Source organism: Rhodococcus sp. WAY2 (assembly GCF_009859915.1).
Taxonomy (GTDB): Bacteria; Actinomycetota; Actinomycetes; order Mycobacteriales; family Mycobacteriaceae; genus Rhodococcus_F; species Rhodococcus_F oxybenzonivorans.
On the sequence record NZ_CP046572.1, the window covers coordinates 3200581 to 3212173 of the forward strand.

At 66.5% G+C, this 11593-nt stretch carries 10 protein-coding genes; 7 read left to right on the plus strand and 3 right to left on the minus strand.

Going from position 1 to position 11593, the window contains the following annotated elements; all coding sequences use genetic code 11:
* Positions 1-141 precede the first annotated feature (141 nt).
* The 5 genes from GFS60_RS14730 to helR all read left to right on the plus strand — a co-directional run bounded on the left by GFS60_RS14730 (position 142) and on the right by helR (position 7945).
* A complete protein-coding gene (locus GFS60_RS14730) occupies positions 142-1506 on the plus strand; it encodes an SLC13 family permease (protein WP_159922280.1) in 1365 nt (454 codons plus the stop codon).
* Between the two features lie 160 nt (positions 1507-1666).
* Positions 1667-2863 carry a CaiB/BaiF CoA transferase family protein gene (locus GFS60_RS14735; RefSeq protein ID WP_159922282.1) on the plus strand — a complete coding sequence of 399 codons (1197 nt, stop codon included), beginning with the start codon at positions 1667-1669 and terminating at the stop codon, positions 2861-2863.
* Positions 2863-4371: a carboxyl transferase domain-containing protein gene (locus tag GFS60_RS14740; RefSeq protein ID WP_159922284.1), complete on the plus strand. Its 1509-nt coding sequence runs from the start codon at positions 2863-2865 to the stop codon at positions 4369-4371. The genes GFS60_RS14735 and GFS60_RS14740 overlap by 1 nt, the downstream gene beginning before the upstream one ends.
* Positions 4372-4571: 200 nt before the next feature.
* Positions 4572-5804, plus strand: coding sequence for a glycosyltransferase (locus tag GFS60_RS14745; RefSeq protein WP_159922286.1), 1233 nt, complete (start codon positions 4572-4574; stop codon positions 5802-5804).
* Positions 5805-5806: 2 nt separating this feature from the next.
* Positions 5807-7945, plus strand: a complete 2139-nt coding sequence (gene helR, locus GFS60_RS14750; RefSeq protein WP_159927190.1) for an RNA polymerase recycling motor ATPase HelR — start codon at positions 5807-5809, stop codon at positions 7943-7945.
* A gap of 38 nt (positions 7946-7983) precedes the next feature.
* On the opposite strand, the gene GFS60_RS14755 is transcribed toward helR, so the two are convergent.
* Positions 7984-8406, minus strand: coding sequence for a hypothetical protein (locus GFS60_RS14755; RefSeq protein WP_159922288.1), 423 nt, complete (start codon positions 8404-8406; stop codon positions 7984-7986).
* A gap of 120 nt (positions 8407-8526) precedes the next feature.
* A complete protein-coding gene (locus GFS60_RS14760) occupies positions 8527-9012 on the minus strand; it encodes a carboxymuconolactone decarboxylase family protein (RefSeq protein WP_159922290.1) in 486 nt (161 codons plus the stop codon).
* Positions 9013-9162: 150 nt separating this feature from the next.
* Between GFS60_RS14760 and GFS60_RS14765 the strand changes: the two genes are divergently transcribed.
* Positions 9163-10098 (plus strand): RNA polymerase sigma-70 factor, encoded by a 936-nt coding sequence (locus GFS60_RS14765; RefSeq protein WP_159922292.1) that lies wholly within the window; start codon positions 9163-9165, stop codon positions 10096-10098.
* A gap of 535 nt (positions 10099-10633) precedes the next feature.
* On the opposite strand, the gene GFS60_RS14770 is transcribed toward GFS60_RS14765, so the two are convergent.
* The gene (locus GFS60_RS14770) at positions 10634-10972 is read right to left on the minus strand and encodes an RNA polymerase-binding protein RbpA (protein ID WP_005255751.1); all 339 of its coding nucleotides are present in this window, start codon (positions 10970-10972) and stop codon (positions 10634-10636) included.
* A gap of 172 nt (positions 10973-11144) precedes the next feature.
* Between GFS60_RS14770 and GFS60_RS14775 the strand changes: the two genes are divergently transcribed.
* A complete protein-coding gene (locus tag GFS60_RS14775) occupies positions 11145-11477 on the plus strand; it encodes a hypothetical protein (RefSeq protein WP_109329829.1) in 333 nt (110 codons plus the stop codon).
* Positions 11478-11593 lie beyond the last annotated feature (116 nt).

Below are 11593 nucleotides of genomic sequence, written 5' to 3' on the forward strand. Positions count from 1 at the left end.
GTAACCACACCCACAGTTGCTGTTGACAGTGATCCGCGACACTGCTTTTATGAAGTGGCTAGGCCAATCTGCCACTGAGTCAATTCACCTTTCCGGTGGCGGCCGAGACCAGTTGCCACTGCCACAGAACCGGAGACGTTCATGTCGACCGAGTTGATTCCCATCCTTGCGCTCGCTGTCATGTTTCTGGCGGCGACCGTGCTGCCCGTGAACATGGGCGCACTCGGCTTCGTTGCCGCCTTCTTCGTCGGAACACTGTCGCTGCACATGAGCAGTGACGACATCATCGCCGGATTTCCCAGCAGCCTGTTCCTGACGCTGGTCGGCATCACCTACCTCTTCGCGATCGCCCAGAACAACGGGACCGTCGACCTGATGGTCCGCGGGGCGGTGCGGCTGGTTCGGGGTCGTGTCGCGTTGATTCCTTGGGTGATGTTCGGGATCACCGCGGTGCTCACCGCGATCGGTGCGCTCGGCCCCGCCGCCGTGGCGATCGTCGCGCCGATCGCTCTCGGCTTCGCCGCCCGCTACAAAATCAACGCGCTGCTCATGGGCATGATGGTCGTGCACGGAGCCCAGGCCGGCGGTTTCTCGCCGATCAGCATCTACGGCGTCACCGTTAACGACATCGCATCAAAGGCCGGATTGACCAGCAGTCCGCTCACTCTTTTTCTGGGAAGTCTCCTGTTCAACGCGGCGATCGGGGTGCTCCTCTTCGTGTTCCTCGGCGGCCGCGACCTGATAGGGCGCAGCGTGCACGACGACGGTCCCGAGGGCGCAGCGGGAACCGGCGGCGAGGGCTCGGGCGGGGGAGTGCCCTCGACCGGAGGCAACTCGGGTCCGGGAGGAGCCACCGCGACCAAGGTGCGCCCGACGCCGACTGTTACTGACTCACCGACACCCTCTCGTGTCACGTTCGATCAGGCCCTCACACTGGTCGGTCTCGCTGCACTCGCCGTGTTCTCGCTGATTCTCGACCTGGACGTCGGCTTCATCTCGATGACCGTCGCCGTCGTGTTGGCGCTCGCTTCGCCAAAGGCGCAGAAGGGCGCGATCGCGCAGATCAGCTGGTCGACGGTGCTGCTCATCGGCGGCGTCCTCACCTTCGTCGGAGTGCTGCAGGAAGCGGGCACCGTCGAGTACGTCGGAAACGCGGTCGCAAGCCTGGGCATGCCTCTCCTAGTCGCGCTGCTCCTCTGCTACATCGGTGCCATCGTCTCGGCCTTCGCGTCGTCCACGGCGATTCTGGGTGCGACCATTCCGCTAGCAGTTCCGTTCCTGCTCGCCGGTGAGGTCGGTGCGGTGGGAGTGATCGTCGCGCTCGCCATCTCCTCGACCATCGTGGACGTCAGCCCGTTCTCGACCAACGGTGCGCTGGTCCTCGCCAACGCGCAGAACGTCGATCGAGACCGGTTCTACAAGCAGATCCTGAAATACAGCGCCCTCGTCGTCGCGATCGGCCCACTCGCGGCGTGGGCGATTCTTGTGGTGCCCGGCTGGCTCTGACCGTAATCGGGTAGATCCGCTGCCTCTTCGCAGGCCACGGCGAATTTTCTCTCTTGACATCAGCCGGATCAGATGTTTCATTTAATTGGCTAGTCCACTAGCCCACTGAACCAACAGTCCAGCTCTCTCGGCTCTCGCCAGGAAGTAACGGTGGTTTCACATGTCCACGAAAACGATGGAGCGCACAGGTCCGCTGCAGGGAGTGGTCGTCGTCGATCTGACCCGCGCACTTGCGGGTCCGCACGCGGCGATGATGCTCGGCGACCTCGGCGCGGATGTCATCAAGGTCGAGACCCCGCGCGGCGGCGACGACACCCGCGGGTGGGGGCCGCCCTTCGTGGAGCCGGCCGACGCCGAACGGGAGTCGACGTACTTCCTGTCCGCGAACCGGAACAAGAAGTCGATCACTCTCGACCTGAAGACGGACGACGGCCGCGGGACTCTCGAGTCTCTCGTTCGGTGCGCCGACGTCCTGATGGAGAACTTCCGCACCGGTGTCCTCGACCGGTTGGGGTTCACGACCGAACGTCTCGCGGAGCTGAACCCGCGCCTGGTTGTCCTGTCGATCAGCGGTTTCGGTCACGACGGTCCCGAAGGCGGTCGTGCGGGGTACGACCAGATTGCCCAGGGCGAAGCGGGACTGATGTCGCTCACCGGACCCAATCCCGACGAGGTTCAGCGTGTCGGTGTTCCGATCGCGGACCTGCTCGCCGGCATGTACGGAGCGTTCGGTGTCGTCGCGGCCCTGCAGGAGCGTGAGCGCACGGGACGGGGTCGCGTCGTGCGAACGTCATTGCTGGCCAGTGTCGTCGGCGTGCACGCCTTCCAGGGCACGAAGTGGACCGTCGCGGGTGAAATCGGCGAGGCGCAGGGCAACCACCATCCCTCGATTTCGCCCTACGGGCTGTTTCGCACCGCCGACGGCGCCGTGCAGATCTCGGTGGGCAGTGAAGGACTGTGGCAGCGGTTCTGCGCGGGCTTCCACCTCGACCCGGACGCCCCCGGAGTGGCCACGAATGCCGAACGCGTCGAGAATCACAAGCAGGTCCTGGAATTGGTGGAGGATGCGTTCGGCGCGTCCACCAGCGACGAACTTCTCATCGAACTCGACCGCATGGGCGTACCTGCCGGACGGGTCCGGACGATCTCCGAGGTCTACGAATGGGAGCAGACCAAGTCGCAGGGACTGCTCGTCGACGTCGACCACCGCACCCTCGGAACCATCACATTGCCCGGCCCGCCACTGCGATTCTTCGAACCGGACGGCACCGAGGTCACCGAGACCCGGCACACCGCACCACCGGTTCTCGGCGCCGACACCGACAGCGTGCTGTCGTGGCTGAAGGAGTGCAGCTGATGGCACGCCTGACCGCTCGCGAACTGCTCGATCTCGTGGTCGACGACGGCACCTGGGAGTCGTGGGACACCCCTCCGATTCAGGTTTCGGGGGACTGCGAGTACGCCGACGAACTGCAGCGCGCACAGGAGAGAACCGGCCTCGACGAGGCTGTCCTGACCGGGGTAGGCACCATCCGCGGCCGTCGAACGGCGATCCTGGTCTGCGAGTTCGGTTTCCTCGGCGGCTCCATCGGCGTGGCCGCGGGGGAGCGGCTGGTCGCCGCGATCCGCCGCGCCACCCGCGAGCGTCTTCCGCTGCTCGCTCTGCCCACGTCGGGCGGCACGCGGATGCAGGAGGGGACGACCGCGTTCCTGCAGATGGTCAAGATCACGGCGGCAGTGGTCAAGCACAAGGAAGCGCATCTGCCGTATCTCGTGTACCTCCGGAGTCCCACGACCGGTGGAGTGTTCGCGTCCTGGGGTTCCCTGGGCCACGTCACCATTGCGGAACCGGGAGCGCTCGTCGGTTTCCTCGGACCCCGCGTGTACGAGGCGCTGTACGAGTCGCCGTTCCCGGCGGGCGTCCAGACCGCCGAGAACCTCCACGCGCACGGACTCATCGACGCGGTGCGGCCGCCGGACCAACTCGCCGAAATCGTCGACCGCGCACTGCGCATTATCACCTCCCGCCGCGGTGGCCGGCCGTCGCTCGCTGACGCCCCAGTCCACGGAACCCAGCCCGAACTGTCCGCGTGGGAGTCGGTGGTCGCCTCCCGCCGCGAGGACCGGCCCGGTGTGCGGGAGGTGATGTTCCACTCCGCGTCGGATGTCCTGCCGCTCAACGGGACCGGTCAGGGCGAGAACGATCCAGGTCTCATCCTTGCTCTCGTCCGGTTCGGTGACATGCCGTGCGTCCTGCTCGGGCAGGACCGCCGAGGTCAGACCACGCGGTCACCACTCGGCCCGGGCGCGCTGCGGGAGGCGCGCCGGGGAATGCGGCTGGCGGCGGAACTGAATCTACCGTTGGTGACCGTCATCGACACCGCGGGTGCGGCGTTGTCGAAGGAGGCGGAGGAAGGCGGCCTCGCCGGTGAGATCGCCCGCTGCATCGCCGACATGGTCTCACTCGACGTCCCGACCATCTCTCTGCTGCTCGGGCAGGGCACCGGCGGCGGCGCGCTTGCGTTGATCCCGGCCGACCGGGTGCTCGCGGCCCGACACGGCTGGCTGTCCCCCCTGCCACCCGAAGGGGCGAGCGCAATTCTGCACCACGACATCGCGCACGCCCCGGACATGGCCGCCCGACAGGGAATCCGATCGTCAGATCTCCTCGCGAATGGCATCGTGGACGAGATAATTCCCGAATATCCTGATGCCGCAGAAGAATCCACGGCATTCTGCACTCGTGTCGGTGCCGCACTCCACCGCGAGCTGTCGCTCCTCGACGCGGCAGACGCCACCCAACGACTCTCCGACCGTGCGGAGCGATTCGACCGGATCGGTCTGTTGCAGCCCGCACCTGCATGACCGCGGTGCCGGGGATCCCGATCGGATCCCCGGCACCGCGGTTTTCGGGGGAAGATGTGCGTCCGCATCGGACGAGAGGGAAAGAGACGAACTCTCTTCCACTTTCAATGTATAGCGCACCCGGGGTCTTGCGGCAAGGCCCGGGTTGTGCCGCACACTTACCGGCCTGAGCCGGAACCGGCGGAATTGGGGGACATGGAGTGCGTGTGTTGTTGTCGACGTATGGGTCGCGCGGTGATGTCGAACCGTTGGTGGGACTCGTAGTGCAGTTGCAGGACCTCGGCACGGAGGTGCGGGTGTGCGCGCCGCCGGACGAGGACTTCGCGCAGCGCCTGGCTGGTGTCGGCGTATCGATGGTGCCCGTCGGGCAGTCGGCACGTGCGCTGACGACCGCGGCACCGTCTTCGGCGGACCTGCCCCGGCGCGCGGCTGAGTTGATCGCCGCTCAGTTCGAGGCGGTTACTGCTGCTGCCGAGGGAAGTGACGGGTTGGTCGCGACCGGTGTGATGCCTGCGGCGGCTGGTGCGTTGTCGGTGGCCGAGAAATTGGGAATTCCGTCCGTGTCCGTGACCTTTCAGCAGCTCACCTTGCCATCACCGCATCGCCCGCCGCTGGCGTATCCGGGCCGGTCGTTCCCGCCGGATGTGACGGACAACCGGACACTGTGGGACCTGGACGCTCAGAGCATCGATGCGCTTTTCGGTGAGGCGCTCGACACCAACCGGGCGTCGATCGGCCTGCCCCAGGTACGCCACGTTCGCGACTACGTCTTCGGCGACCGGCCGTGGCTCGCGACGGACCCGATTCTGGACCCGTGGCGGCGGACGTCAGACCTCGACGTCGTCCAGACCGGCGCGTGGATCCCGCCCGACGACCGCCCACTTCCTGCCGACTTGGTGGCATTTCTGGACGCCGGCCCGCCGCCGGTGTATGTGGGCTTCGGCAGCATGCCCATGGGAGCGGCGAAGGACGCCGCCAGGGTGGCAATCGAGGCGATCCGCGCGCAGGGGCGCCGCGCACTCGTCGGTCGGGGCTGGGCGGACCTGGCGCTGATCGACGACCTCGACGACTGCTTCGCCGTCGGCGAGGTCAATCAGCAGGCACTGTTCACCCGGGTAGCCGCCGTCGTGCACCACGGCGGCGCTGGAACGACGACGACGGCCACGCGGGCAGGCGCGCCACAGGTGGTGGTACCGCAGGTGGTGGACCAGCCGTACTGGGCTGGACGAGTGGCCGCTATGGGTATCGGCGCAGCGCACGACGGTCCGGTTCCGACCTTCGAGTCGCTGTCGGCAGCACTCACGGCGGTGCTGACTCCTCAGACCAGAGCACGGGCGGCCGCCGTGGCGGGCACGATCCGCACGGACGGGGCAGCGGTCGCCGCGACACTGCTGCTCGACATGATTGACCGACCGACGGATCGGAGTCGATGACTGTGAACCCCTTGACTACTACGGCATTCGACCTTCCCGACCATCTCACGGCCAAGGCCGACCCGGCGCTGATCGCCGGGGACGAGCGGCACTTCGCCGCGATCGCAGAAAGCCTCGAACAGTCCATCGCCGACCTGTCCCGCCGCATCGATGCCGAACGCAAGGCGCCCCGCCGTCTGGGCCAGGAGGCGATGGAGAGGGACATGATGGTTCACGAGCTGAACGCTCAGCTGCGCGCCTTGCGCCGCTTCGGCTTGGACCTGTGCCTCGGACACATCGTCAGCGCCGACAACCCCGAGCCCGTGTATGTCGGACGCCTCGGCCTCATGGACAGCGCGGGCAATCAGCTGCTGGTCGACTGGCGTTCGCCCGCGGCCGAGCCGTTCTTCGGGGCCACCCACGCCAACCCGCTGGGCCTGACCCGCCGTCGCAGGTATCGCTGGACCCGCGGGCGGATCAGCGATTACTGGGACGAGGTGTTCACGCCGGACGGGTTCGAAGGGAACGCGGCGCTCGACGACCAGTCCGCGTTCATCGCCAGCCTCGGCAGCAACCGGACTGCCCGAATGCGAGACGTGCTCGGCACCATCCAGGCCGACCAGGACGCCATCATCCGCGCGGGATCGAGCGGGGCCCTCGTCGTCGACGGCGGCCCGGGTACAGGTAAGACCGTCGTCGCTCTGCACCGCGCCGCGTACCTGCTCTACTCCGACCCCCGACTCCGTCACGGGGTGCTGTTCGTCGGACCACACGAGCCCTACCTGGCCTACGTCGCCGACGTCCTGCCCAGCCTCGGCGAAGAGGGCGTCCAGCTGTGCACCCTGCGCGACCTCGTCACCGAGGGCGCCGCCGCCCGGGTCGAGCAGGATCCGGAGGTGGCGCGGCTGAAGTCGTCCGCGGATCTGGTGAAGGCGATCGGCGCGGCCGTCGAGTTCTACGAGGAGCCGCCCACCGAGGGCATGACGGTGGCGACCGACTGGACCGACCTCTGGTTGAGCGCCGACGACTGGGCCGAGGCATTCGCAGCGCCGGAACCCGGCACTCCGCACAACGAGGCGCGGGAGCAGATCTGGGAGCTGTTGCTCACGATCCTGATCGACAAGTACGACGGTGACGTCCCAGCCGCCCAACTCCGGAAGTCGTTGCAGCAGAACGACGAATTACGTGCAATCCTCGACAACGCATGGACCCTGGTCGAAGCCGCCGACCTCGTCGCAGACCTGTGGTCGGTGCCCGCCTACCTGCGCAAGTGCGCACCCTGGCTCAGCGACGACGAGATTCGGAAGTTGCAACGCGCGGACACCCAGAATTGGACGGTGTCCGACCTGCCACTGTTGGACGCGGCACGGCAGCGGCTCGGGGACCCGGAGGCGTCACGACGCCGACGTCGGTACGACGCCTCCGTCGCTGCCGAACGCGCGCGCATGAGTGACGTCGTCGACGACCTGATCGCGGCCGACGACTCGGAAATGCTCGTGATGTCGATGCTGCGGGGCCAGGATCTGCAGCAGTCCCTGGTCGACGAGACCGCTCTGCCGAGCTCCGACCCGGACTTGCTCGCCGGACCGTTCGCGCACATCGTGGTGGACGAGGCTCAGGAACTGACGGACGCGGAGTGGCAGATGTTGTTGCTGCGCTGCCCGTCCCGCAGCTTCACCATCGTCGGGGACCGGGCCCAGGCCCGGCACGGGTTCACCGAGTCGTGGCACGAACGGCTCGGGCGGATCGGGTTCGATCGGATCGACCTCGCCGCACTGAGCATCAACTACCGGACCCCGGAAGAGATCATGACGGTAGCCGAACCGGTCATCCGTACCTTCCTCCCGGACGCCAACGTGCCGACATCGATCCGCAGCAGCGGCAACCCCGTCGTACACGGGTCCACGTCGGATCTGGGCTCGATCCTCGACGCCTGGCTCGAATCGAACTCCGACGGGATCGCATGCGTCATAGGCGAGCCCGCGTTTCGATCGACGTCGCGTATCCGATCGCTGACACCGGAGCTGTCGAAGGGGCTCGAGTTCGACCTCGTCATTCTGGTCGACCCGGCGTCGTTCGGTGAGGGGATCGAAGGAGCCGTCGACCGCTACGTCGCCATGACGCGGGCAACCTGGCAACTTGTCATCCTCACGAGTTCCTGACGCCTGCCGACCACAGGCAGGGGAGCTGCCCTCTCGGACTACATCAGTTCGCCGCCAGTCGCCTGCAATTCCAGATAGTCGCGCACCAACAGGGGAGAGCAGGGTGTGGACACGTCAGCCCAGGGAGAGTGGTCGGGTAGTTGCAGTGGCAGCGTTTCCGGTATCGCTTCGCGACACCGGATGCCGGCCCGCAGTGGCGGCGTCAGAGAGTTCCACCACGTGTCGAGGGCGCATCTGCAGTGGGCGAGGTAGTCCGAGAGTGGTCCCTGCAGAAGCGCGATCTGCGGCACCGAATCAGCTTTACCACTGATGGCTGCGACGCACGAGTTTCCGCACACGGTCATCACCTGACCGATGAATTGCGGCGGCATTATGCCTTCCGGGTTTCGCAGCAGGGCGAGGCGCGCGCCGGCGGAAAGGGCTTCATACGCCGTTTCGGGGTCGATTGCCTCGTCACCCATGCCACGACGGTACTCGGATGTGGTCGTCTGCTACCAGGAACCGCGCTAGTTGGTTTTTCCGGTCCGGTGAAGGATCGCCGAGCGGCCGGCGATCCTTCACCGGGCTATTTGGTCTGCCGGTCAGCTCGTCATACTGGCGAACATGCCGGGTTCGTAGGACCCGGCCGGATTCCGCACGATCACGTTGATCCGGTTGGCGGCATTGATCAGGGCCACCAGGGACACCAGCGCGGCGATCTGGTCGTCGTCGTAGTACTTGCGCACCTGCGACCAGGTCCCGTCGGACACGCCGTGGTGGGCGTCGGCGAGCCGGGTGCCCTCTTCTGCGAGTGCCAGCGCGGCCCGCTCGGCCTCGGTGAACACGGTGGCCTCGCGCCAGGCGGCGACCAGATTGAGCCGGATCGGGGTCTCGCCGGCGGCCGCAGCATCCTTGGTGTGCATGTCGGTGCAAAAACCACAGCCGTTGATCTGGCTGGCCCGGATCTCGACCAGGTGCTGGGTGGCCTTCGGCAGCGGCGATTGGTCGATCACCAGGGCCGCGTTCGCGAACCGCTTGGCGAACTTCATGGCAATCTCATTGTCGAACAGGTCGAATCGGGCATCCATGACTTCGTCCTCACTCGTGGTGTCGTGCTGATCTGTACGAACATGAGATGCCGGCCACCCGACCGTTGTGACACATGTTTCGGATGTCACAAAACGGCGGCGTCCGGTGTCTGGTGTGTGACACAAAACGACAGAGAAGAGGAGCCACCCATGGCCGGCACGTCGCAGACCACGCCCGCAGATCGTGGCGGGAGCCAGGATGATCATTCGGATCCCGCTACCGACGCGTTCGTCGCCCACCGCAACCTGCTGTTCACCGTTGCCTACGAGATGCTCGGCTCGGCCACCGACGCGGAAGACGTCCTCCAGGAAACCTGGCTGCGCTGGGCAGGCGTCGATCTCGACGCCGTCCGCAATCAGCGTGCATACCTGGTCCGGATCACCACCCGCCAGGCCCTCCTCAGGCTGCGGACGCTCAGTCGGCGCAAGGAGTCGTACGTCGGCCAGTGGTTGCCCGAGCCGCTGCTGACCGCACCCGATGTGGCCGAGGACGTCGAGTTGGCCGACAGCGTGTCCATGGCGATGCTGCTGGTGCTCGAGACGCTCGCGCCGACCGAGCGGGCGGTGTTCGTGCTGCGTGAGGTGTTCGATCTCGAGTACGGCGAGATCGCGGAGGCCGTCGGCAAGAGCCCGGACGCTGTCCGCCAGATCGCGCACCGGGCGCGGGGACATGTCGCGGCGCGCCGACCGCGCGGCGTCGTGTCCCCGGCCGAATCCCGAGGCGCTCTCGAGGCGTTCCAGCGGGCACTCGAGACGGGTGATCTGCAGAGCCTGCTCGACCTGCTCGCACCCGACGTCGTCCTCTTGGGTGACGGCGGCGGGGTCAAGCAGGCTGTGCCGCGACCGATCGTGGGGGCCGACAAAGTGGGTCGCCTGCTGGCGGCCGGCCTGCCGCGGATCGACGGCCAGGTGTCGGTCGAGCCGGTGCAGATCAATGGCTGCCCAGCTCTGATCGTCCGGCTCGACGGTGAGATCGACGACGTCGTGGCCGTGCGGATGGACGACGGCATGATCACCGGGCTCTACGTCGTGCGCAATCCCGAGAAGCTCTCACGCGTCGAGCAGGAGAACCCGGTGAGCCGCTGAGGCGTCAAAGGGCCCGAGTACCTCTGATGAATCGATCGATACGCCGAACAGACTGAAAGGTTTGAACGAGGCGCCGACGGGAAATACCACACGCGGCGGCGCGTTGCAGGGGAAACGGGCTGGTGCACCCTCATCTATTGTCGGCGCGGCGCCAGGGCGATCCGGGGCGGCCCGTCCTGCTTGAAATTGAAACCAAACCCTTGACTCCGCCGTACCGAATAGTAGATTGAGAGCGGTCATGTGACCTACCTCTCGAGCTGAGAAGTCGGGTGGTCGGTCATACGTGGTGTTCTTCGACTGCGTGTTCGGGGCGTGACTCTCGGTTTGTGTGCCCGGAATGTAACGCGCCTGCGTTCCAGCAGATCGGAGTACGTGGATGAGTCCTGTCGCGACTGTCGCCACGCCAACGACCTATAGCAGCCAACCCATGCCCACCCTGGTACCAGCCACTGATCCCACATCGAGGACGGCGCAGACACAGCAAACGCCGCCCCAGTCGAGCCGGGACGGCGTTCGTATCGTGGAGCAGCCTGTGTCAGGCTCCGCGTCGCTTGGCCTTGAGCAGGTCGAGACGCTCCTTGAGCAGCTCTTCCAGTTCTTCCTTGGAGCGACGCTCGAGCAGCATGTCCCAGTGGGTACGCGGCGGCTTGACCTTCTTGGCCTCGGGTGCGGTGCCCTCGACCAGGGTGCCCTCCAGGCCGTTGCGGCAGAGCCACGTGCCCGGGATCTCGGCGTCGTCCGCGAACGGGATGTCGAACACCTCACCGTTGTCGCACCGGTACTTGGCCATCCGACGGGGTGCGAGGTCGTGGTCACGGTCGGTCTCGTAGCTCACCGCTCCGAGTCGACTCCCTCGAAGTACGCGATCTGCCATGGTTGTGTCCTCTCCTCGATCGTCTCCGCGCGAGCACGCCTGGACAGCAGCCAAGCGTTCACACTCATCTACAACGCCACGGCTTCCCGATTGGTTCCCGCACGCCGCGCAGATGCAACCTCGCCATCTTACCGGGCGGGCATCGAGGGGTCGCGCAGTAAGGTGGTGGACCATGACCGGCGCATCCCGCAGACCCGACTCGTGCGTGTGGTGCGGCCGGGAAGTCGCGGAGTCCGGGATGGGGCGACGCCGCCGGTATTGCCGCCAATCGTGCCGGCAGCGAGCGTACGAGCAGCGCACCCAGGTCAAGGGCACGAGTATTCCCGCGGATGCCGTGGTGCTCACCGCCGAGGAAGCCTCCGCCATGGTCGACCGGATCTTCCAGGTTCGTTGTGCGGCCGAGGACGTGGCGACAGCCGTTGCCGAAGGTGCGGCGGCCCATGAGCTGGAGTCGTTGTGCGCCGACCTCCTGCACCTTGCACGTGAGGCCGAACGCTTCCGCTGAGGCCCGGCCACGGGCAGCGGGAAGTGCTGCGCATCCTGCTCGACCGGCCCCATCCGGGTCGCCGTCGCAGATCGATGGCGATTCCGGCACGAACATCACGAATCGACGCACACCGG